Annotated in this window: 18 protein-coding genes, 2 tRNA genes and 1 pseudogene; 18 read left to right on the plus strand and 3 right to left on the minus strand. The window is 61.1% G+C overall.

Annotated elements, in window-relative coordinates; translation table 11 throughout:
- The first annotated feature begins 10 nt into the window (after positions 1-10).
- From CBB63_RS10210 to CBB63_RS10245, 8 genes are all read left to right on the plus strand, one after another.
- Positions 11-2,872 carry a monovalent cation/H+ antiporter subunit A gene (locus tag CBB63_RS10210; RefSeq protein ID WP_286699061.1) on the plus strand — a complete coding sequence of 954 codons (2,862 nt, stop codon included), beginning with the start codon at positions 11-13 and terminating at the stop codon, positions 2,870-2,872.
- Position 2,873: 1 nt separating this feature from the next.
- Positions 2,874-3,251 (plus strand): Na+/H+ antiporter subunit C, encoded by a 378-nt coding sequence (locus CBB63_RS10215; protein WP_009826928.1) that lies wholly within the window; start codon positions 2,874-2,876, stop codon positions 3,249-3,251.
- Positions 3,248-4,894, plus strand: coding sequence for a monovalent cation/H+ antiporter subunit D (locus tag CBB63_RS10220; protein ID WP_286699062.1), 1,647 nt, complete (start codon positions 3,248-3,250; stop codon positions 4,892-4,894). The genes CBB63_RS10215 and CBB63_RS10220 overlap by 4 nt, the downstream gene beginning before the upstream one ends.
- Before the next feature lies 1 nt (position 4,895).
- Positions 4,896-5,387, plus strand: coding sequence for a Na+/H+ antiporter subunit E (locus tag CBB63_RS10225; RefSeq protein ID WP_037944161.1), 492 nt, complete (start codon positions 4,896-4,898; stop codon positions 5,385-5,387).
- Positions 5,384-5,653: a K+/H+ antiporter subunit F gene (locus tag CBB63_RS10230; protein WP_005853262.1), complete on the plus strand. Its 270-nt coding sequence runs from the start codon at positions 5,384-5,386 to the stop codon at positions 5,651-5,653. The genes CBB63_RS10225 and CBB63_RS10230 overlap by 4 nt, the downstream gene beginning before the upstream one ends.
- On the plus strand, positions 5,646-6,005 hold the full coding sequence (locus CBB63_RS10235) for a Na+/H+ antiporter subunit G (protein ID WP_064215750.1): 360 nt from the start codon (positions 5,646-5,648) through the stop codon (positions 6,003-6,005). Before CBB63_RS10230 ends, CBB63_RS10235 begins: the two co-directional genes overlap by 8 nt.
- Positions 6,006-6,191: 186 nt before the next feature.
- A tRNA-Asp gene (locus CBB63_RS10240) sits at positions 6,192-6,268 on the plus strand.
- Between the two features lie 216 nt (positions 6,269-6,484).
- A tRNA-Asp gene (locus CBB63_RS10245) sits at positions 6,485-6,561 on the plus strand.
- A gap of 74 nt (positions 6,562-6,635) precedes the next feature.
- Here the strand turns inward: CBB63_RS10245 and CBB63_RS10250 are convergent.
- Positions 6,636-8,012 carry a M20/M25/M40 family metallo-hydrolase gene (locus tag CBB63_RS10250; protein WP_286699063.1) on the minus strand — a complete coding sequence of 459 codons (1,377 nt, stop codon included), beginning with the start codon at positions 8,010-8,012 and terminating at the stop codon, positions 6,636-6,638.
- A 337-nt stretch (positions 8,013-8,349) separates the two neighbouring features.
- Between CBB63_RS10250 and hemA the strand changes: the two genes are divergently transcribed.
- The 5 genes from hemA to CBB63_RS10275 all read left to right on the plus strand — a co-directional run bounded on the left by hemA (position 8,350) and on the right by CBB63_RS10275 (position 13,918).
- The gene (hemA, locus tag CBB63_RS10255) at positions 8,350-9,573 is read left to right on the plus strand and encodes a 5-aminolevulinate synthase (RefSeq protein ID WP_037944163.1); all 1,224 of its coding nucleotides are present in this window, start codon (positions 8,350-8,352) and stop codon (positions 9,571-9,573) included.
- A gap of 117 nt (positions 9,574-9,690) precedes the next feature.
- Entirely contained in the window at positions 9,691-10,935 is a 1,245-nt protein-coding gene (locus CBB63_RS10260; protein ID WP_009826933.1) for a helix-turn-helix domain-containing protein, read from the plus strand.
- Positions 10,936-11,033: 98 nt separating this feature from the next.
- Entirely contained in the window at positions 11,034-12,167 is a 1,134-nt protein-coding gene (gene ispG / locus CBB63_RS10265) for a flavodoxin-dependent (E)-4-hydroxy-3-methylbut-2-enyl-diphosphate synthase (RefSeq protein WP_074635003.1), read from the plus strand.
- A gap of 60 nt (positions 12,168-12,227) precedes the next feature.
- Positions 12,228-13,382 carry a DNA cytosine methyltransferase gene (locus CBB63_RS10270; protein ID WP_286699064.1) on the plus strand — a complete coding sequence of 385 codons (1,155 nt, stop codon included), beginning with the start codon at positions 12,228-12,230 and terminating at the stop codon, positions 13,380-13,382.
- Positions 13,379-13,918, plus strand: a complete 540-nt coding sequence (locus CBB63_RS10275) for a GIY-YIG nuclease family protein (protein ID WP_005853274.1) — start codon at positions 13,379-13,381, stop codon at positions 13,916-13,918. Before CBB63_RS10270 ends, CBB63_RS10275 begins: the two co-directional genes overlap by 4 nt.
- A gap of 3 nt (positions 13,919-13,921) precedes the next feature.
- Here CBB63_RS10275 and CBB63_RS10280 read toward each other — a convergent pair whose 3' ends face one another.
- A complete protein-coding gene (locus CBB63_RS10280; protein ID WP_286699065.1) occupies positions 13,922-14,404 on the minus strand; it encodes a disulfide bond formation protein DsbA in 483 nt (160 codons plus the stop codon).
- A 1-nt stretch (position 14,405) separates the two neighbouring features.
- Positions 14,406-15,149 carry a DsbA family protein gene (locus CBB63_RS10285; protein ID WP_009826938.1) on the minus strand — a complete coding sequence of 248 codons (744 nt, stop codon included), beginning with the start codon at positions 15,147-15,149 and terminating at the stop codon, positions 14,406-14,408.
- 139 nt (positions 15,150-15,288) lie between these two features.
- Here CBB63_RS10285 and CBB63_RS10290 point away from each other — a divergent pair, with 139 nt between their 5' ends.
- From CBB63_RS10290 to CBB63_RS10310, 5 genes and pseudogenes are all read left to right on the plus strand, one after another.
- Positions 15,289-16,431, plus strand: coding sequence for a pyridoxal phosphate-dependent aminotransferase (locus tag CBB63_RS10290; protein ID WP_286699066.1), 1,143 nt, complete (start codon positions 15,289-15,291; stop codon positions 16,429-16,431).
- Between the two features lie 68 nt (positions 16,432-16,499).
- On the plus strand, positions 16,500-17,714 hold the full coding sequence (locus CBB63_RS10295; protein WP_286699067.1) for an N-acetylmuramoyl-L-alanine amidase: 1,215 nt from the start codon (positions 16,500-16,502) through the stop codon (positions 17,712-17,714).
- Between the two features lie 128 nt (positions 17,715-17,842).
- Positions 17,843-20,396 (plus strand): annotated as a pseudogene (locus CBB63_RS10300) (penicillin-binding protein 1A).
- Between the two features lie 102 nt (positions 20,397-20,498).
- On the plus strand, positions 20,499-21,623 hold the full coding sequence (gene prfB, locus CBB63_RS10305; protein WP_009826942.1) for a peptide chain release factor 2: 1,125 nt from the start codon (positions 20,499-20,501) through the stop codon (positions 21,621-21,623).
- Positions 21,624-21,739: 116 nt separating this feature from the next.
- The gene (locus CBB63_RS10310; protein ID WP_286699068.1) at positions 21,740-23,152 is read left to right on the plus strand and encodes an amidase; all 1,413 of its coding nucleotides are present in this window, start codon (positions 21,740-21,742) and stop codon (positions 23,150-23,152) included.
- Positions 23,153-23,155: the final 3 nt, after the last annotated feature.

A 23,155-nucleotide genomic window follows, 5' to 3' on the forward strand; every position in this document is an offset into this window, starting at 1 on the left:
AGTTGCGGCCATGTCTTTGTTCCTGATTATAGCCCTCCCGTTTCTTGGCGCCTTGCTGCCCGGCCTGATGTATCAGGCAGGCCGTCAAAGCTGCTTTTTGGTGACCTTTCTGGTGACGGCCTGNGCCGCGATCGGCCTTGCGACACATGCACCGGCCGTTCTTGCAGGCGAGGTCGTGACCGCCAGCCTCTCGTGGCTGCCGCAGCTGGGGNTGAACGTGAACCTGTTCCTCGACCCGCTGGGTTTGATGTTCGCGGGTCTGATCCTTGGCATCGGGATGCTGATCATCCTTTATGCGCGGTTCTATCTGTCGCGTGACGACAATATGGGCGCGTTCTTTACCTATCTGCTGCTGTTCCAAGGCGCGATGGTCGGGATCGTCCTGTCGGACAACATATTGATGTTGCTCATTTTCTGGGAGCTGACGTCGCTGTCGTCCTTCCTGCTGATCGGGTTCTGGAAGCATCTGCCCGAAGGGCGCCAAGGCGCGCGGATGGCGTTGACCGTGACGGGTATGGGCGGTCTGGCGATGATCGGTGGCATGCTGCTGCTGGGGCAGATCGTAGGCAGCTATGACCTGACCGTGATCCTCGAGAACCGCGAGCTGATCCAAGCGTCGCCGCTGTATCTGCCTGCGCTGATCCTGATCCTGCTGGGCTGTTTCACCAAATCCGCGCAGTTCCCTTTCCACTTCTGGCTGCCGCACGCGATGGCCGCCCCGACGCCTGTGTCGGCGTATCTGCACTCTGCCACGATGGTGAAGGCGGGGCTGTTCCTGATGGCGCGCATGTGGCCGGTGCTGTCGGGCACTGAAGTCTGGATCGTGCTGGTCTGCTCTGCCGGGTTGATCACGATGGTCCTTGGCGCGCTGATCGCGATTTTCAAGAACGACCTCAAGGCGCTGCTGGCATTTTCCACCGTGTCGCATCTGGGGCTGATCACCTTCCTGCTGGGCACGGGCACCTCCTTTGGGGCGATGGCGGCGGTGTTCCACATTCTGAACCACGCGAGCTTTAAGGCCGCTTTGTTCATGAGCGCCGGTATCGTGGATCATGCGGTCCACACCCGCGATATGACCCGACTGGGGGGCTTGCGCCGTCTGATGCCGATCACCTTCGCGATTGCCACGTTGGCCGCATTGTCGATGGCGGGTATCCCGTTGCTGAACGGGTTCTTGTCCAAAGAGATGATGCTGGAAGAGGCGCTGCACACCACGCTGTTCGGCTCGCCCTATCTGGTGGCGGCAGTGGCAACGCTCGGCGCGCTGTTCTCGGCCGCGTATAGCTTCCGGTTTATTGCGCATACCTTTCTGGGCGCAGAGCGGAACGATTACCCCGCCAAACCCCACGACCCCGAGTTTGGCCTGTGGATTTCACCGGCCTTGTTGATCATCCCCGTGATCGTGATCGGTGTGGCACCGTTCCTGGCGGAACCCTTTGTGCGCACCGTGACTCAAGCGGTCATCGGCTCTGCCGCCGAGATGCCAAGCGCGCATATCAAGCTGTGGCACGGCTTCGTGCCCGCGCTCGGCATGTCGGCGATTGCTGTGGTGGGTGGTTTGCTGCTGCTCGCCGCCTTCGGCCCGCTGGCGCGTCTTTGGGCCGCCACACCGCGCCCCGAGGCCAAGGACATCTTTGACCGTATCATCGCCGCGGCCGTGGGTCTTACCGGTCTGGTATCGGAGCGTCTGCACAACGGGTCGTTCACCCGCTACGCCGCCGTCTTTGTGACCGCCGTCGTCGCCATCGGGGCGCATGCGTGGTTTACCGGCACCGATGGCGCCCCCGCGCGCGAGATGCTGCCCATCACGCCCGTCGGCTTTGCCGGTTGGCTGATGCTGATGATCGCGACGGGATTCCTCGTGACGGTGCACCGGAACCGTCTGGCGGTTCTGATCCTGATGGGGATCATCGGCTTGATGGTATCGGTCGGGTTCAACTATTTCTCGGCCCCCGATCTGGCGCTCACGCAGATCTCGGTCGAGGTGGTGACGATTGTCCTGTTGCTGCTGGCGCTCAACTTCCTGCCCAACAGCACGCCTAAGGAAAGCACCATTCTGCACCGCAGCCGCGATATTGTGGTATCGGTTGTGGCAGGGCTGGCGGCAGCGGGCCTGATCTATTCGATCCTGATGTCGGATTTCCCGATTGCCTCTATCGCTGACTACCACCTTGCCAATTCCTATAAAGGCGGCGGCGGCACCAATGTGGTCAACGTGATCCTCGTTGATTTCCGTGGCTTCGACACCTTTGGCGAGATCATCGTTCTGGGGATCGCCGCGCTGGTCATCTATGCGCTGACAGAGGCGCTGATGTCCGGCCCTGTGCGCGCGCGTCTGCTGAACCGTGGCTATGAGGAAGAGCGCGCGGGCGATGCGCATCCGCTGATGATGGTGGTGCTGACACGCGTGTTGATGCCCATCGTTCTGCTGGTCGGTGTCTATATCTTCCTGCGCGGTCACAACGAACCGGGCGGTGGTTTTGTCGCCGGTCTGGTGGTCGCGATCGCGGTCGTGATGCAATATATGGCCAGCGGCTTTGCCTGGGCGGACAAGCGCCAGCGCTATCATTACCACGGGATCATCGGGGCAGGGGTGCTTTGCGCTGGTCTGACCGGCATTGGTGCGTGGTTTGCCGGTGCGCCGTTCCTGTCCTCTGCCTTTGGCTATTTCCGCATCCCCCCGATGGAGAAATTCGAGCTCGCCACCGCTATGGGCTTTGACCTTGGGGTCTTCCTCGCCGTCGTCGGCGCGGTGATGCTGTCGCTTGAAAGTTTCTCGCGCTTGGGCCGTCGCGCCGGCATCGAGGAAAGCGAACATGCTATGGATATCGACCCGTCACGGGATGAACCGAAAACCGAGACGGAGACCTGATATGGAGCTTTTAGTCGCGTCCGCCATTGGCGTTCTCACCGCTGCCGGGGTCTATCTGATCCTGCGTTTGCGTACCTTTCCCGTGATCATCGGCACCTCGCTGATCAGCTATGCGGTCAATGTGTTCCTGTTCGCCTCGGGGCGGCTGGCGTTGAACGCCCCGCCGATCCTGCGCGACGGGGTCGAGGTCTATACCGATCCGCTGCCCCAAGCGCTGGTGCTGACGGCGATCGTGATCTCCTTTGGGATGACAGCCGTGGTCGTGATGATCGCGGTCGGGTCCTACCTCAGCGCGGGAGATGATCTGGTCAACGAACCCGACACGCTGGCCGGAGCCGATACCGCAGAACCCTCCCCACGCGGAGGAGGCCCGGCATGACCCATTGGCTTATTCTTCCGATCGTTCTGCCGGCCATGCTGGCGGCGTTCATGGTGCTGGCCGCGCGCTATCACCTGCTGATCCAACGGGTGCTGTCCGTTACGGGCACGCTGGGGTTGCTGGCACTGGCGCTTGGGCTGTTCTGGCAGGCCTCCGACGGGACGGTCAGCCTGTACCAGCTTGGCAACTGGGCGGCACCTTTCGGTATCGTGCTGGTCGCGGATCGTCTGTCGACGCTGATGGTCCTGCTGACCTGTGTGCTGGCCGTGCCGGTGCTGCTTTATGCGATCGGGTCGGGCTGGGATACCCGCGGGCGGCATTTCCATCCGCTGTTCCAGTTCCAGCTTATGGGGATATTGGGCGCCTTCCTGACCGGCGACGCCTTCAACCTGTTCGTTTTCTTCGAAGTGTTGTTGATCGCCTCTTACGGGTTGATGATCCACGCGGGCGGGCAACGGCGTCTGCGCGCGGGGACGCAATATGTGCTGTATAACCTGCTGGGCTCGACCCTGTTCCTCTTTGCCCTTGGCACGATCTATGCCGAGACAGGCACGCTGAACATGGCCGATCTGGCGATGCGTGTGGCGACGTTGGATGCGGGTGATGGTGCGGGTATTCGCGTTGCTGCCGTGCTGTTGCTGCTGGTCTTTGCGGTCAAGGCCGCGATCTTGCCGCTGCATTTCTGGCTGCCCGCCAGCTATAGCGAGGCACCGGCCCCCGTGGCGGCGCTCTTCGCGATCATGACCAAGGTCGGGGCCTATTGTATCATCCGGTTCTACACGCTGGTTTTCCCTCCCGATCTTGAGATCACGCAGGGGCTGTTTGATGTCTGGCTGATGCCTGCCGCGCTGCTGACCGTCGCACTTGGTATGGCGGGCGTGTTGGGGGCCAAAAGAGCCGACCGCATGGTCGCGTTCTCGGTGATCGGGTCGATGGGCATGCTGCTGGCTGCCGTGTCGGTCTTTACCCCCGCCGGGATTTCCGCCGCCCTTTATTATGCGATCCATTCCACCTTTGCCGCCGCAGCGCTGTTCTTGCTGATCGACGTGATCCGCAGCCGTCGCGGCGCGGCCGAGGTGTCCTTTGTCGATGCGCCGCCGCTGGCAGGTGGGGCGCTTGTCGCGGGTATGTTCTTTGTCGCGGCGATCGCCATGACCGGTCTGCCGCCGCTCTCGGGCTTTCTGGGCAAACTGCTGATCCTTGACGCGGCACGCAGCGCTGACCTGATGTGGTGGGTCTGGGGTGTGATCCTTGTCGGGTCGCTGATTGCGGTTGTCGGTTTCTCCCGCGCGGGGAGCCAGATTTTCTGGAAAGCGCACCAGTCCGCCCCAGAACCTGCCGAGGGTGATGAGGCACCGGTTGTTGCCGAGAGGCAGGGCGTCTTGCCGATGGTGGCCATTGGCGGGTTGCTCGCCCTGCTTGTCGCGCTGACCGTTGCGGCGGGGCCCATGACCCGCGTGCTGAATGCGACCGCTGCCCAGCTGTTTAACCCCGAACGCTATCTTGCGGTGGTCCTGACCACGCCGGGTAAAGAGATCACGGACCATCACGCAGAGGATGACCACGGCGATGCCGAAGGGTCAGCCGATGCGACAGAGGACCACGGCGCAGAGGATGCCGCCGCACCAGAAAAGGATCACTGATATGTTGTCCCGACTGCTTCCGCACCCGATGCTGACGGCGATCCTCGCGATTGCCTGGTGTCTGCTGGTCAATGAAATCAAGCTTGGCACCATTGTCTTTGGTGTCATTCTGGGGCTGCTGATCCCGATTGCCACCGCGGCCTATTGGCCTGACCGCCCGCCGGTCGCGAAACCGGTCAAGCTTCTGGGCTATCTGATCATGGTCATGTGGGATATTCTGGTCGCCAACGTCGTGGTTGCGATGATCGTCCTGTTCAAGTCCAACAAGAACATGCGCCCCGCCTGGGTCGTCATCCCGCTAGAACTTCGCACCCCCGAGGCGATCACCATGCTGGCGGGGACAATCACCCTGACGCCCGGTACGGTGTCGGCGGATGTGTCTGAAGACGGGAAAGCTTTGCTGGTCCATGCGCTGGATGCTGAAAACCCCGACGAGGTGCGTGACGATATCAAACAGCGCTACGAGCGTCGCCTGAAGGAGATTTTCGAATGATTCTGATTGCATTGAATATCGCCTTTGTCGCTGTCGCGGTCTCGCAGCTTCTGGCGATGCTGCGGTTGTTGAAAGGCCCCAATACCGGCGACCGTATCCTGTCGCTGGATACGATGGTGGTGAATGCGATTGCCCTGATCATCCTGCTGGGGATGCGTTTGGGCACCGACATCTATTTTGAAAGTGCGATGATCTTTGCCATGCTTGGCTTTGTGTCGACCGTGGCCATCGCGCGCTTTGTGCTGCGAGGTGATATCATTGAGTGATCTACCCCTAATCCCCGAAATCATCATCTCGGCCCTGCTGATCGTGGGCGGGTTCTTTACCCTTGTCGGTTCCATCGGTCTGATCAAGCTGGACAACTGCATGTCCCGTCTGCACGCACCGACCAAAGCCTCGACACTGGGCGTGGGGTCGCTGCTGATGGCGGCGATGATCTATTCCTTCGCCTCCGGCACGGGGTCCCTGCACGAGATTCTGGTAATGGCGTTCTTGTTCGTCACAGCCCCTATCACCGGCAATTTCATCGCCAAGGTGAATTTGCACCGCCTGCATCAGACCAAGGATATGCCGCCAGCGCCCAGTGATCACGTCTGGGGCACATACTCCGACAAATAAGCCAAGCCCGCGCCCCAAAGCGCGGGTTTTTTCTTGGGCGCAAGGTAGGTCGGGCAGGGCGTCTGACGGCGGATCAAAGAAAATTTCAATTTTCCTGCCGATCCATGCAAAACCCCGCTTGACGCCATCGCGAGCAAACCCTATCACCACCAAACGCTTCGACGGCAACGACGAAGTACGCAGTGGGCGGTTGTAGCTCAGTTGGTTAGAGTACCGGCCTGTCACGCCGGGGGTCGCGGGTTCGAGCCCCGTCAACCGCGCCACCGCTGCATTTTATCAGATATTTTGATAACAAGCACACGCCCTTCGGGGCGTGGTTTGCTTGTGCGTTCAGACCCCTGATTTCCGCCACAAGCAGGGGATTTCCGGTGCTGATTCATGCGCAAAATGCCGTGGTGAAAATTTCCAAAATTCTTTGTAGTTTTCTGCGGTTAATCGCTTGACGCTCTGCGCTGGTTATCTTATTCCGCCCTTACTGCGCGGTTGTAGCTCAGCTGGTTAGAGTACCGGCCTGTCACGCCGGGGGTCGCGGGTTCGAGCCCCGTCAACCGCGCCACTTNTCCCTTTTTAGATTTCTGATTTACCTCGTCCTAAAAAGGGAAAAGCGGGCCGTTAGGCCCGCCCGTTTGCTTACGTCATCGCATCCAGAATACGTGCCCAGCTTCGGATTCCCTTGTGGAAGCTTTCGAGGTCGTATTTCTCGTTCGGGGAGTGGATGGCGTCGTCGTCTTTGCCGAATCCGATCAGCACCGGCGTGGTATCCAGAATTTTCTGGAAATGCCCCGCAATGGGAATCGATCCGCCACAGCCGACATAGGCAGCGGGAACATTCCATTCATCGGTCAGCGCTTTGCGGGCATCTTCGAATGCGGGGGCGGTGGTCTCGAAGACCGATCCTTGGCTCGACCCGTGGGCGTGGAAAGTCGCTTCGCAGTCCTCGGGCATCATGTCGGTTACCATCTTGCGAAAGCTTTCGCGGATGACGTGCGGGTCCTGGGTGCCCACCAGACGGAAGCTGATCTTGGCGTGGGCCTGCGAGGGCAGTACGGTCTTGAAGCCGGCACCTGTGTATCCGCTCCACATGCCGTTGACCTCGCACGTGGGGCGCGACCAGATCATCTCGATCGGCATGCGGTCCTGTTCGCCGGCGGGTTTCGACAGGCCCACATCGCCAAGGAAACTGTCGTGATCAAAGGCAAGCCCTTGCCACTGCGCCTGAATATCGTCGGGCAGTTCTGGCACCCCGTCATAGAAACCGGGCACCGTGATGCGGCCCGTGTCATCGTGCAGGGAGGCGATGACCTTGGATAGGACACGCGCGGGGTTCATCGACACGCCGCCGTACATGCCAGAGTGCAGGTCAAGATCAGGGCCGGTGATGGTGATCTCTTCGCCCATCAAGCCGCGCAGCATCGTCACGATCGACGGCACCTTGGACTGGAACATGCCTGTGTCGCAGATCATTGCATAGTCGGCGCGCAGCTCTTCGGCATTCTCTTCCATAAAGGGCACCAGCGACGGGGAGCCTGATTCTTCCTCGCCCTCGAAGAAGAAGGTCATGCGGCAGGGAAAATCGCCCTTGACCGCTTTCCACGCGCGCAGTGCCTCGACAAAGGTCATCAGCTGGCCCTTGTCATCTGCGGCACCGCGTCCGCGGATCACACGGCCTTTTGCCGTGTCCTCGACCGCGGGATCAAAGGGATCGCGGTGCCACAGGTTCAGCGGATCGACAGGCTGGACGTCATAGTGACCGTAGAACAGGATATGCGGCTTGTCGGCGGGGCCGTCCACATGGCCCACCACCATCGGGTGACCGGGGGTGGGGCGTTTGGTGGTCTTGATACCGATGCTGTTCAGATCTTCGACCAGCCAATCGGCGGCGCGGTCGCAGTCTTCCTTGAACGCGGGGTCGGTCGAGATGGAGGGGATGCGCAGCAGATCGAGCAGCCGGTCGGTGGCCGCATCCAGATCATGATCGATCCGTGCCAATACGTCGGGTAGGGACATGGGGGTAAACCTTTCTGTCAGGGTGAAGATTGCCGCGACCGTATCAGCGCGCTTGGCCGTGTCCAGTGGTGCGCCCGAGGTGGCCGCAGCTTGCGCGCCATACAGCGTGAGAATCGCTTGAGAATCAGGCCTTTGACGCAAGCGGGACAGCGTGCAGGTTTCCGATGCGCGACACCCGAGCGCGATGCGATGCGCCCCGGGCCGGCACCTGCGACAATCGGTTCCTATTAAGGCATTGAATTGAATGGCTCTAAACTATATTCATTCTAAAGCACGAATATGGCGAATGATCCGGTTGCCTTTGCTGGTCCCGCCACCGACGAAGGAGCAAGGCGCAATGGACTATACCAAACAGCTTGATCAGGCGATTGACCGGCTGCACGAGGAAGGTCGCTACCGCACCTTCATCGACATTGAACGCCGCAATGGTCAATTCCCCCACGCTGTCTGGACCCAACCCGACGGGCAAGAGAAGAATATCACCGTCTGGTGCGGGAATGATTACCTTGGGATGGGGCAAAACCCTGTCGTTCTGGCCGCGATGCACGAAGCACTTGATGCGACGGGTGCAGGGTCGGGCGGGACGCGCAATATCTCGGGCACCACGATTTACCACAAACGTCTCGAGGAAGAGCTGTCGGACCTGCACGGCAAGGAAGCCGCCTTGCTGTTCACCAGCGCCTATATCGCCAATGACGCGACGCTCAGCACGCTGCCCAAGTTGTTTCCCGGTCTGATCATCTATTCCGACGAGCTGAACCACGCGTCGATGATCGAAGGGGTCCGCCGCAATGGCGGGGCCAAGCGTATCTTCCGCCATAACGACGTGGACCACCTGCGCGCGCTTATGGCCGCCGATGATCCCGCCGCACCCAAGCTGATCGCCTTTGAATCGATTTACTCGATGGATGGTGATTTCGGCCCGATCGAGGCGATTTGCGACATTGCCGATGAATTCGGCGCGCTGACCTATATCGACGAAGTACACGCCGTGGGGATGTATGGCCCGCGTGGGGCAGGGGTCGCCGAGCGTGATCGCCTGATGCACCGGCTGGATATCATCAACGGAACGCTGGCCAAGGCCTACGGCGTGATGGGTGGCTATATCGCCGCCTCGGCCAAGATGTGCGATGCCATCCGGTCTTACGCGCCGGGTTTCATCTTTACCACGTCCCTGCCGCCAGCGGTTGCCGCCGGTGCTGCGGCTTCGGTCGCCTACCTCAAGACCGCGCCCGAACTGCGCGAGAAGCACCAGCAGCAGGCCAAGGTGCTGAAACTGCGGCTCAAGGGCTTGGGTCTGCCGATCATTGATCACGGCAGCCATATCGTCCCTGTGATTGTCGGAAACCCCGTACATACCAAGATTTTGTCGGATCGCCTGCTAGAGGATCACGGCATCTATGTGCAGCCGATCAACTTCCCCACCGTGCCCCGCGGGACAGAGCGTTTGCGCTTTACCCCGTCGCCCGTACATGGCCCGCTGGAAATCGAAGGGCTGGTCCACGCGATGGACGCTTTGTGGTCCCATTGTGCGCTGAATCGTGCCGAAATGGCGGGGTGACCCCGAATATTTCGTATAGTCCGTTGATTTATGCTACCGATATCGAAAGAAAAGCTTAATCTCGAATCAACATGTTGTTTCGATTAAGGGCAGCGGGCATAGCTACGGGACATTTTTATGATTGGGCGGTGGTCTTCCAAGTCGGCAGATAACGAGCAAGTTGAAGCCAAAGGTTTCGACGCGTTCGACTTGCGCCTTGGTGACCTGATGCGCGGTGAACGCGCGACGCTTGGTAAATCCCTGCTGGATGTCCAACGCGAGCTTCGGATCAAGGCATCCTACATTGCCGCCATCGAAAACGCCGACCCGGAAGCCTTTGATACACCTGGATTTATTGCCGGTTACGTGCGGTCTTATGCGCGCTATCTGAACATGGACCCGGACAAGGCGTTCGCAGCCTTCTGTGCTGAATCCGGTTTTGCCGTGGCGCATGGCATGTCCTCCAAAGCGTCCGTCGTCAAAAAACCGACCCGCGAAGAGCGTATGACCCGCAATGGCGAGAGCGATATTTTTGCCCGCCCTGCGACGCCCTTCACCCCCGTCGGTGATTCCCTTCTGGCGCGCATAGAGCCCGGTGCTTTGGGTTCGCTGCTGGTGCTCGTCGCTTTGATCGGCGGGATTGGCTATGGCGGGTGGAGCGTTCTGCAAGAAGTGCAGCGCGTGCAGGTCTCTCCGGTGGATGAAACGCCTGTTGTGCTGTCTGACCTTGATCCGCTTCAAGGCGCGCTTGCCTCCGCTCCCGAAACGACAGAAGACCCCGATGCGCCGACCGCGATGGCTGTGCCACGTTCCGACGCGCTGGACCGGCTTTATCGCCCTGCCGCACTGGATGTGCCTGTTCTGGTCGCGCGGGATGCGCCGATTTCCTCGATTGATCCGCGCAGTATCGGCAGCTTTGCCTCGACCTCGCCTTCGCCTTCCGTCGGGGATGCGCTGCGCACCGCAGAGAATACCGTGGTCCAACGGGATACGCCCGAGGTGCTGCCGGGTGCCGTGCCGCAGGTGGTCGAAGGGCCCGCGCCGCAGTTGCGTATGGTTGCAGCCTATCCATCCTGGGTGCGTGTACGCGCCGCAGATGGCAAGGTTATCTTTGAAGGCATCATGAACAAGGGCGACAGCTGGGATATCCCCGCGACCGAAGAGCCCCCGACGCTGCGCACCGGCGAATCCGGCGCGCTGTATTTCGCGATGGACGGGCAGTACTTCGGGCCTGTTGGCGATCGTGGGGCTGTGACGTCGAACCTGCCGCTGCACCGTCAGGCGCTGGCGGAGCTTTACGAGCCAGCCGTACTGGAAGAGAATTCCGCGCTCGCGACAATGGTGGCCGAGCTGAAGAATGCGGCGACTTCGCCGACGGAATAAGCCGGATACCATTGCAACAACGCGACGGGCTGAATAGGTGTAGGGCGAACCGAACCTGACAGACCCTTCGACTGTTTCATCGCCAAAGGTAGCTTTGCATGTCCCTCAATCACATTCGCCCGTGGCGCAACATTTACCGCCGGAAGTCCCGTCAGATCATGGTGGGGAATGTGCCGGTCGGGGGCGATGCGCCGATCACGGTGCAGACGATGACGAACACGCTGACGACGGATGTCAAAGCGACCATCGCGCAGATTCAGGCCGCTGCCGATGTGGGGGCCGATATCGTGCGTGTGTCGGTGCCGGATGTCGAAAGCTCCAAGGCGCTGAAAGAGATCGTGCGAGAGGTATCGGTGCCGATCGTGGCGGATATCCATTTCCACTACAAACGCGGAATCGAAGCCGCCGAGGCGGGGGCTGCCTGTCTGCGGATCAACCCGGGCAATATCGGCGACGAAAAGCGCGTCAAAGAGGTGATCAAGGCCGCGCGGGACAATAATTGTTCGATCCGCATCGGCGTGAATGCTGGATCGCTGGAACGTCATCTGCTTGAGAAATACGGCGAGCCATGCCCCGATGCGATGGTCGAAAGCGGGATGGATCACATCAAGATCCTGCAAGACAATGATTTCCACGAATTCAAGATCAGCTGCAAAGCTTCTGACGTCTTTATGGCCGCCGCTGCCTACCAGCAGTTGGCCGAGGCGACGGATGCTCCGATCCACCTTGGCATCACCGAGGCGGGGGGGCTGACCTCTGGCACGATCAAATCGGCCATCGGCCTGGGTAACCTTTTGTGGATGGGCATCGGTGACACGATCCGTGTGTCCCTGTCTGCGGACCCCGTGGAAGAGGTCAAGGTTGGCTACGAGATCCTGAAATCCCTTGGTCTGCGTCACCGTGGTGTGAACATCATCAGCTGCCCCAGCTGCGCGCGGCAGGGCTTTGACGTGATCAAGACCGTCGAGGCGCTGGAACAACGGTTGGAGCATATCAAGACCCCGATGAGCCTGAGCATCATCGGTTGCGTCGTCAATGGCCCCGGTGAGGCGCTGATGACGGATGTGGGCTTTACCGGCGGGGGCAACGGGTCGGGCATGGTCTATCTTGCGGGCAAACAAAGCCACAAGCTGGGCAATGACGCGATGATCGATCACATCGTCGAACAGGTTGAAGCTCGCGCCGCCGCCATCGAAGCGGAGACCCAAGCGGCAGAGCAAGCAGCCGAGTGACTTTGCCCCAAGCGGCGCATTTGCCATCGACAGATATTTGCGTATTCCATATCAATAGATATGCCTGATCACGCCGCCAAGACCCCGACGTACGCCGAGTTTTTCTGCGGTGGTGGCATGGTGCGCGCGGCCTTGAAGGACCGCTGGGATTGCGTGCTGGCCAATGATATCGACGCGATGAAATGCAAGGTCTATGCCCAGAATTGGGGGCAGGCGGCATTGCATCAGGGCGATATCGCGGCCATGCCCGATGACCTTCTGACACGTCAGATCGATATGTATTGGGCGTCGAGCCCTTGTCAGGATTTCAGCCTTGCGGGCANGGGGCNGGGCNTGGGCGGCGCGCGCAGCGGTGTCTTTNCCCATTGGGCCGACAAGATCGCCACGGCCATAAAAGCAGGNTTTGCGCCGCGNATNATCGCCTTTGAAAACGTCGTCGGGNTGGTGTCGCGCAATGGTGGGGCGGATATGAACACCGTACTCGCGACCTTTGTGCGGCTTGGCTATAAGGTCGGCGCGCTCGAGATCGACGCGCGGCGGTTCCTGCCGCAAAGCCGGCCGCGTCTGTTCGTTGTGTGCGTGCGCGAGGATATCGATATCTCGGGGCTGACGGTGCCAAAACCGTCCCATGTCTTTCACGGCAAGAAGCTGCAAAAATTTCTCGCCTCCGCCGCACGGCCGGTCCGATCCAACTGGGTCTGGTGGAAATTGGGGGATGCCCCCGCCGACGAACAGGCGCTTGAGCGTGTGCTTGAACGGCGTGCCACCATGCCGTGGTTTAGTGCTGCGGATACCGACCGTCTGCTGACGCTGATGTCGCCCCCCAGCCTTGAACGGCTGCGTGTAGCGCGTAAAGCGGGGCGTACGGTGGTGGGCACAATCTATAAACGCGGGCGCCCCGATGCGGATGGGAATGTCCGCCAACGGGCAGAGCTGCGCACCGACGGGATTGCGGGCTGCTTGCGGACCCCTGCGGGCGGGTCCTCGCGGCAGATCCTGATGTTTATCAAGGGCAACCAGACCAAGGCCCGGCTTGTTTCCTCGCGCGAGGTGGCGCGGCTGATGGGGTTGCCGGACAGCTACAAGATGCCCGACACCTATAACAACGCCTACCGCGTGGCGGGGGATGGGGTCGCCGTGCCTGTCGTGCGCTATCTCGACGAGGTGTTGTTCGCGCCCCTGCTTGAGCGTCAGTCGCTGGAGGCAGTCGCTTGAACGCGGCGCAGGCGTTTCGGGGCAAGGCACTGGCGGCGCTGACCAATCAGATCGGCGTCTATGCGCTTTGTGATCTGGATGGCAATCCGATTTATGTGGGCCAGTCGGTTGATGGGATCCGCACGCGGGTGCGCCGGCATCTGACATCGGCGCGGTCCGATGTGATTGCCAACCGTCAGATCGACGTGTGGGAGATCGCCTTTGTCTGGGCCTGGCCGGTGGCGACGAAGGCAGAGGTAGAACCGCTGGAACGCGCGATCTTTGCTCATTACGACGCTGAATTGCCGCTGATGAACGGCAAGGCGATGGTGGCCGATGCGCCGCTGTTCGACTGGCCGGAAAAGCAGGTGGTGCAGGTCATCGACGAAGAGGAGCGACAGTCGCGGTTGACCCCGTCAAACCGGCTGCCGCGCCAGATCAAGCAGTATGACTTGCTGGTCGATTATATCCTCAACGTGAAAGAGGCCCCGCATCTCAAGCGGTCGCTTGATGCGCATTTCAAACGCATGGTGCGCTATCATCAGCGGTTTCTCTAGGCTCTACGGGGCCAGATACCGCCGCAGCACGATGTCGGGCATATGGCCACGCAAGATGCGGTCTGCCATCACGTAGAAGGGAGGATCGGTCATGCCAAGCTGTGCCGCAAGGGCGACGCTGGCAGGATCGGACATCATGTGATGCGTGAAGATGATGTCGTATGCATCTGTTATCGCTTCCAATTCCGCCAGCGCGAGATCGCAGTCTGCGCAGTCGTCGCCGGTAAACAACGCAATCGGCGCTCCGGCCAATACTTGATCTGTCAGGGAAGCGATAAGCGCGAGATCCGCCTGCGCCTTCTCTTGATAGGCTTCGGCAGCATAGTTGCGGGGGGCCACAGCGGGTGCTGCAAGTTCGGGCTCTGCCAGAAGCAACGCCCGCACTTCTTCCCCCAAGGCGCGCCGTTCTGCATGGGTCAGCGCGCTAAAGTCGGTCTGCGCGGCCACCGGGAAGGCCGCCACGCAACAAGCCAATGCCAAGCGCATCTTAGCCGCGTTTTTCTTCCAGAATGGCTTTCATCTGGTCGTAAGGCAGATAGCCGCGCAGCAGTTCGTCCTGCATCACAAAGGTCGGTGTGCCGGAAATCTGCAGCGTCTGTGCCAGCGCGCGGGTCTTTTCGATCTCTGCGGTGACTTCGGCACTGTCCATCTTTTCCTGAATGGCCTCGGCATCCAGATCGAAGCTGCTGGCCAAGCGTCCCAGCGACGTCGGGGTGATGTCGCCGTTAAAGCTCATCAAGGCATCATGCACGGATTTATAGGCCTCGTCCCCCGCAACGATCTTGGTTGCGATGGCAAAGCGCGAGGCGACCATGGATTGTTCGCCCAGAATCGGCAGTTCTTTCACGATAAAGCGGATGTTGCCGTCGCCATTGACCAGTTTTTCAACCTCGGAGAACGCTTTTTTGCAGTAGCCGCAGCGGTAGTCCATAAACTCTACGATGGTCATGTCGCCTTCGGGATTGCCACCGACATAGGAATAGCCGTCGTCGAAGATCGCAGCCGCATTGTCGGACACCAGCGTGAAATCCGCCTGCGCCTGTGCTTCGGCCTGACGGGCCTGCAGCTGGTTCACCGCTTCCATGATGACTTCGGGGTTTTCCATCAGATAGGCGCGGACCTCGGCGCGGAATTGCGCGCGTTCGGCATCGGTCAGTTCGGTCAGGTCCATCGCATGGGCGGGGGCTGTCAGGGAAAGGGCCACTAGGGCGGGGGCGATCAGCTTTTTCATCAGGGTCACTCGCTTGTTGTTACGCAGGGGTGCAGGCACCGGTTGCAAGGGTGGTGCGCGATTTTGCCAGCGCGCACAAGGGTTGACGGCACCGGCGGGGTGCGGTGAAAGGTCCGGGCTCAACAGTAGGATCAAGCCCATGCGTATTTCAACCCGATCTCAGGTCGATCCCTTTATCGTGATGGATGTGATGCAGGCCGCCGCCGCCGCCGAGGCGGAGGGCCGCCACATCATTCATATGGAGGTCGGCCAACCCGGCACAGGCGCGCCCAAAGGGGCCAGCACCGCATTGACCGCCGCGATGGAGCAGGGCGCGCTTGGCTATACCGTCGCATTGGGACTGCCTGCGCTGCGCCAGCGGATCGCGCGGATGTATGGAGAGTGGTACAACGTCGATCTGGACCCGAACCGCGTGGTCATCACCTCTGGCTCTTCGGGCGGGTTCATCCTGACGTTTACCTCGCTCTTTGACACCGGGGACCGTGTGGGCATCGGGGCACCGGGTTATCCCAGCTACCGCCAGATTCTCAAGGCGCTGGACCTTGCCCCCGTGGATCTGCCCACTTCGCTTGAAAACCGCTTGCAGCCGGTGCCTGCGGATTTCGCGGGTATGGACCTGCAGGGGCTGTTGGTGGCGTCGCCGGGCAATCCGACGGGCACGATGCTGGATCACGCTGCCATGTCCGCGCTGATCGACGCGACGCAAGCGCAGGGGGCATCTTTTATCTCGGACGAGATTTACCACGGCATCGAATACGAGAAAAAGGCCGTGACCGCGCTTGAGATCACCGATGATGTCTATGTCATCAATTCGTTTTCCAAGTATTTCTCTATGACCGGTTGGCGTGTCGGCTGGATGGTTGTGCCAGAGGATCACGTGCGCGTGGTCGAACGGATCGCGCAAAACATGTTCATCTGCGCCCCCCACGCCAGTCAGGTCGCCGCGCTTGCCGCTATGGATTGCACCGATGAGCTTGAGGCGAATATGGATGTCTACCGCGCCAACCGCGCGATGATGATCACCGGCCTGCGCGAGGCGGGCTTCACCCGTTTCGCGCCCCCCGACGGGGCCTTCTATGTCTACGCCGATGTGTCCGAGCTGACGGATGACAGCCGGGCATTGGCGCGGGATATTCTGGACAAGGCGGGTGTGGCCGTGACCCCGGGGCTCGATTTCGATCCGGTGCGCGGGCATCACTGGCTGCGGTTTTCCTATGCGCGCAGCACCCAGGATATTGCCGAAGGGCTGGGGCGGCTCAAGACCTATATGGCGGCCCGCTGAAAGGCTGGCTCGGGTGGCGGCGGGGGGCTATACCTGCCGCAACCACCCCGAGCAGAACGGTGACAGGCATGCGTATTCTTCCTATTATCGCAACGGTTTGCGCGCTGTCCTTGCCAGCGTCCGCGCAGGATCTGACCGCGCTGGCACGCGTGGACCCTACCAAAAGCGCCATCTCGGATGGCTGGTTCGGGGGCACGACGCTGACGCTTGGGCTGAGCCAAGGGGTACCGTTTCGGGTGTTCTTGCTGGATGATCCGGCGCGGCTGGTGGTCGATTTCCGCGAGGCCGACTGGAGCGGTGTGAACACCAAAGACCTGCTGCCTGAACCCGGACGGATTACCGGTCTGCGCTTTGGCCCGTTCCAGCCCGGTTGGTCGCGGCTTGTCGCGGATCTGGCCGAACCGATGATCCCGCGCGAGATCGGGATGCCTGTCAACAAGGGTTCCGGTCACGCCACGCTTGAAATCGCCTTGAAATCCGCCAGCCCCGAGGAATTTGCCGCCGCCGCCGGTGCGCCCGTTGATCCGGCGTGGACCATGGCGCTGGCCGCACCGCCCAAGGCGGTTGCCGACCTGAAAGAGGTACCGTTTCGCGTGGTGCTGGACCCCGGTCACGGGGGCGTTGATCCGGGGGCAGAGACAGATGGTATTCTGGAAAAAGACCTGATGCTGTCCTTTGCCCAAGCCCTGCGCGATACATTGGTCCGCGACGGGGTCGATGTGGTGATGACGCGCGACACGGATCATTTTGTCGCGCTTGAAACCCGCGTCGCCATTGCGCATCAGGCCGAAGGCGATCTGTTCATCTCGCTCCATGCGGACAGTTTGCAGCACGGCGGCGCAAAGGGGGCGACGGTCTATACGCTGTCGGACGACGCCAGCGATACTGCCACAGACCATCTGGCCGCACGCCACAACCGCGCCGATATTATCGCAGGGGCCGACCTGACCGGATCGGATGACGAGGTTGCCAGCGTGCTGCTTGATCTTGCCCGCCAAGAGACAGAGCCACGGTCGGTTGCCGCCGCTAAAGTGCTGGTTGAAGGCATGAAAGCCGCCGGCGGTCCGATGAATCGCCACCCGCTGCGCAACGCGGGCTTTTCGGTGTTGAAATCGGCTGATATCCCGTCGGTCCTGATCGAAATCGGCTTCCTCAGCTCGAAGCGTGATCTTGCCAATCTGCGAGACCCGATCTGGCGGGCGGTCATGGTGTCGGCGATTGCGGATTCCATCGCCAAATGGCGCGACGCGGATGCCGCGCTCAAGCCCTTGATTCGCCAATAAACCGCACCCGAACGCCCCTCTAGGTGTTGCGCGGGTTACCGCACAGGGCCACTGCATCGTGTTTTGACGATTCCCGCAGGGTTGCGTATAGACGGGTCACCAACCCTCCTTGCAAGGAACTGCCAGCCGTGTTTCGTTTGATCCTGTCTTTCTTCGGGGGTATTTTTACCACCCTCACCATGAGCATCGGTATGGTCGCGCTGACCATCGGCGCGGTGTTCTGGATGTATGGCCGCGATCTGCCCAGCCACGAATCCCTTGCGCAATATACGCCCCCGACGATCAGCCGGATTTATTCGGGGCAGGGGCGGTTGATTGACGAATTCGCCAAGGAACGCCGCCTGTTCGCGCCGGCCAATACGATCCCGCCGCTGATCAAACAGGCCTTCATCTCGGCCGAAGACAAGAATTTCTATACACACGAAGGCTATGACCTGCGCGGCATCGGGGCGGCGGCCATAGATGCGGTGCGCACAAGGGGCAAGGATGTGCGCGGTGCATCGACCATCACGCAGCAGGTGATGAAGAACTTTCTTCTGTCCGGCGACCGTCGGGCTGAACGGAAGATCAAGGAAATCATCCTCGCCGCACGGCTTGAGGAAACGCTGCCCAAGGAAAAGATCCTTGAACTTTATCTGAACGAGATCTTCTTGGGCCAGAACTCCTACGGTGTGGCCGCCGCGTCGCAGACCTATTTCAACAAGACATTGGGGGAACTNGCCCCNCACGAGGCTGCNTTCNTNGCCTCGCTGCCCAAAGCGCCGTCCGATTATCACCCCGTGCGCCGCAAGGACCGNTTGCTGGCACGCCGGAACTTCGTGCTGCGCGAGATGAAGGAAAACGGCTATATCACCCCCGCCGTCTACGAGACCGAGGTCGCACAGCCCTTGCGCTCGGTGCAGAACGGGGACTTTGAAAGCTTCAANGCCGAACTGCCGCCGCGCGATTACTTTACCGATGAAATCCGCCGCCAACTGTCCGAGAACTTTGGCGAGGGCGAATTCTTTACCGGCGGCCTGACCGTGCGTGCCACCATCGACAACGAGATGCAGCCCATTGCCGCACAATCCTTGCAGCAGCAGCTTGAGGAATATGACCGCGGCATCGGTATCTACCGCGGCACCGGCAAGAAGATCGCGCCCGAAAAGCTGACCACCGAGGCNGATTGGCGCGAAGCNCTGTCNGACACCCGTGTGCCACGTGACGTTGATCTGGAAAACCCGTGGTATCCCGCCGTGGTGCTGAGCCTGACCAATGACGCCGCCCGCATCGGGATCGAAGGCGTGGACGAGGACGCAGACGGTCATTTCATCCCCGCCAAGGATNTCCANTGGGCGCGCAAACGTCTTGANAATGGCAAGCTCGGCAACCGNGCCCANGTGCCCGCTGACCTGCTTGAGGTCGGNGACGTGGTGCTGGTGCGCCGCATGACNGCGGATAGTGACGGGTCGTTCATCCGCTGGACTTTGCGTCAGATTCCGGAAGTGCAGGGCGGCTTTGTCGCGATGGACGTGAACACAGGGCGCGTGATCGCGATGCAGGGCGGNTTCTCCTATCAGGCGTCGGTGTTCAACCGTGCGACACAGGCGAAACGCCAGCCGGGATCGAGCTTCAAACCCTTTGTCTATGCCGCGGCATTGGACAGCGGCTATACCCCTGCGACCATCGTTGTAGACGCCCCGATCGAGATCAACACACCCCAAGGCATGTGGCGGCCNCGAAACTCGTCGAACAAGTTCTACGGGCCGACGCCNCTGCGGACGGGNATCGAACAGTCGCGGAACCTCATGACCATCCGTCTGGCGCAAGAGGTCGGGATGAACACCGTTGGCGACTATGCCGAACGGTTCGGGGTCTATGACAACCTGTCGCCNGTGCTNGCCAACGCGCTTGGNTCGCAGGAAACNACGCTNTACCAGATGGTGTCGGCCTATGCGATGTTCGCCAATGGCGGCGAGCGNGTGCAGCCGACGCTGGTGGACCGTGTGCAGGACCGCTANGGCCGCACTGTCTACAAACATGATCAGCGGATCTGTAACGATTGCCAGCTTGAAACGCTGGCCCCCGGTGTGGGGCCGCGCATCATCTCNAACCGCGAACGGGTGATGGACCCGATCACGGCCTATCAGCTGACATCGATGATGAAGGGCGTGGTGGATCGCGGNACGGCGCGTGGGGCGGTGAACCTGCCCGTGCCAATCGCGGGCAAGACCGGNACCACCAACGANGCCAAAGACGTCTGGTTCGTCGGCTTCTCAAGCAANATCGTGGCGGGCTGCTATATCGGTTTCGACAATCCGCGCTCGCTGGGGCGTCGTGCCTATGGGGCGGGGATGTGTGGNCCTGTNTTCCAGCGGTTCATGAGCGAAGCGATCAAGAAATACGGCGGCGGCCCCTTCGAAGTGCCCCCCGGCGGTCACTTCATCAAGATCGACCGCTTCACCGGTGCNCGTCTGTCTGACAGCGCCGCAGGTNNNAACGTTGTGGCCGAATACTTCCGTGACGGCGAAGAGCCGCTGTTCGGGATCACCTTNGATGGNGGCTTTGCGATGGGGGCGGATCTGCCTCTGGTCGANGAAGCCGGCGGCGCGCGCGCGCGAGGTCACGACCTCTACCGGTAAAAAGGCGCGTGTCGGGCCCAAGGCAAGCTTTGGCAGCATCAACTCCGGCGGGTTGTACTAGGCCCGGCCCCATTCTACAGCGCTTGCCCAAGTTGCGGCGCTGGTCTATTTGAAACGCGGCCCCGGCTATTCGGGGCCGCGATCTATTTAAAGGCAGGATACCATGCGCGCAGATGCACAAAATACAGCGGATAAGATCAGCAAGTCGCTGGAGCTGTTGGCACAGCGTCTGGACGTCGAAACAGCGCCATACCGTCTGGAAGAATTCAATGCCCGTGTCGAAGACCCCAATCTGTGGGATGATCCCGATGCTGCGCAAAAACTGATGCGCGACCGTCAGGCGCTGGTCGATTCCATCGCCACCTACGAGGGCATCAAACAAGAGCTGGCCGATAACATCGAACTGATCGAACTGGGCGAGATGGAAGGCGACGACGAAGTCATCGCAGAGGCCGAGACCGCGTTGAAAAAGCTGGCCGAGACAGCCGCACAGAAAGAGCTGGAAGCGCTGTTGAACGGCGAGGCCGACGGGAATGACACCTTCCTTGAAATCAACGCAGGGGCAGGCGGCACCGAAAGCTGTGACTGGGCCAATATCCTGTCGCGGATGTATGTCCGGTGGGCCGAGAAAAAGGGCTATAAGGTCGAGCTACAGTCCGAAAGCCCCGGCGAAGAAGCGGGGATCAAATCGGCGACCTACAAGATCAGCGGTCCGAATGCCTATGGCTGGCTCAAGTCGGAATCCGGTGTGCACCGTCTGGTGCGGATCAGCCCCTTTGATAGCGCCGCCAAACGGCACACGTCCTTTACCTCTATCTGGGTGTATCCGGTGGTGGACGACAACATTGAAATCGACATCAACCCCAGCGACATCCGCATCGACACCTATCGGTCCTCGGGCGCCGGTGGTCAGCACGTGAACACCACCGACTCGGCCGTGCGGATCACGCACCATCCTACCGGCATCGTCGTGACCAGCTCTGAGAAATCGCAGCACCAGAACCGCGACATCGCGATGAAGGCGCTGAAATCGCGGCTGTATCAGATGGAGCTGGACCGCCGCAACGCGGCCATCAACGAAGCCCATGAAAACAAGGGCGACGCGGGCTGGGGTAACCAGATCCGGTCCTACGTCTTGCAGCCGTACCAGATGGTCAAAGACCTCCGCACCAACTTTGAAACCTCGGATACCAAAGGGGTGCTGGATGGTGACCTTGACGGGTTGATGGGCGCCGCGCTGGCGCTTGCCGTGTCGGGCAAGACCCGCGCCGAGGCGCAAGAAGGCTAAGGCCAAATATCAGGCAACTGCGCGCGAGCGGCCTTGTCTCGTGCAGCAGTTTTGCCGGTGCCTCTTGCATACCCCTGCCGCCTTCCGTTCTATGACCCCGAACGGAGGGCTCGGCCATGAACATACTAGACATCGGGGCCTTGGCCCAAGCGGAGGCATTGGCGAGCGGCAGCCTGACGGCGCGTGCTTTGATGGAGGCCACGCTAGAGCGGATCGACGCCGTGAACGGCACGGTCAACGCCATCGTCGCGCTGCGCCCGCGCGCGGAGCTTCTGGCCGAAGCCGATAGGGCCGATGCCACGCCTCGGGCCGGATGGCTGCACGGTATTCCCATTGCGATCAAGGATTTATCTGATGCCAAGGGCTTGCCAACAGCCAAGGGATCACCGTTGTTTGCCGGTACGATTGCCCAGAAGGACAGCGTCTTTGTCGCCCGCATCCGTGCGGCGGGGGCGATCATCATTGGCAAGACGAACACGCCTGAATTCGGGCTGGGCAGCCACACGTTCAACCCCGTCTACGGCCCGACGCGGAACCCCTATGACCACACACGTTCGGCTGGCGGGTCTTCGGGCGGGGCGGCGGCTGCCTTGGCCTCGGGGATGCTGAGCATCGCAGACGGGTCCGACATGATGGGCAGCCTGCGCAACCCCGCGGGCTGGAACAACGTCTACGGCATGCGCCCCAGCTGGGGCACTGTACCGGCAGAGCCAGAGGGCGATATGTTCCTGCATCAGCTGAGCATGGCAGGCCCGATGGCGCGCTGCCCCCGCGATCTGGCAGCCTTGCTGGACACGATGACCGGAAAGGACCCCAAACAACCCCTCGGCCTGTCACCCGCGCCGAGCTTGCCGGAGCTGGACACCCCGTCGCCCACGCGCCGCATCGGGTGGCTGGGCGATTGGGGCGGGGCATTCGCCTATGAAGACGGGATCGAGGACGTGAGCAAAGCGGCCCTGGATCAGCTGGCCGCACTGGGGCATCAGGTGACCGCTGTACCAGCCCCCTTTGACGCGGACGCGATGTGGGACAGCTGGACCACGCTGCGGTCTTTTGCCGTTGCTGCCGGATTGGGCGCGCTCTACCGCGATCCGGAAACCCGCGACAAGCTCAAGCCCGCCGCCCAATGGGAGATCGAGCGCGGGCTCGGGTTCACGGGGCAGGAGGTGCAGCGCGCCAGCCTGACGCGGTCGGATTGGTATCGCCGTGTCACCGCGCTGTTTGACGAGGTTGACGTGCTGGTGCTGCCCTCGGCGCAGCTTTGGCCCTTTGACGTGGATCAGGTGCATCCGACACAGATCGCCGGACGGGACATGGATACCTATCACCGCTGGATGCAGGTCGTGGTGCCTGCCGGTCTGGTGGGGCTGCCGGTTGTCAATATCCCCGCCGGTTTCGGCGCAGAGGGGCTGCCTGCGGGGCTACAGATGATNGGACCGCGGGGCAGCGATACGGCGCTGCTTCAACTGGCGCAGCAATGGCATGCGGCAACGCAGTNGCCACAGATGCGCCCGCCNCCGCTGGCGTAGCGG

The sequence above is a fragment of the Sulfitobacter sp. TMED3 genome, assembly GCF_002167505.1.
In the GTDB taxonomy this organism is placed as follows: Bacteria; Pseudomonadota; Alphaproteobacteria; order Rhodobacterales; family Rhodobacteraceae; genus Sulfitobacter; species Sulfitobacter pontiacus.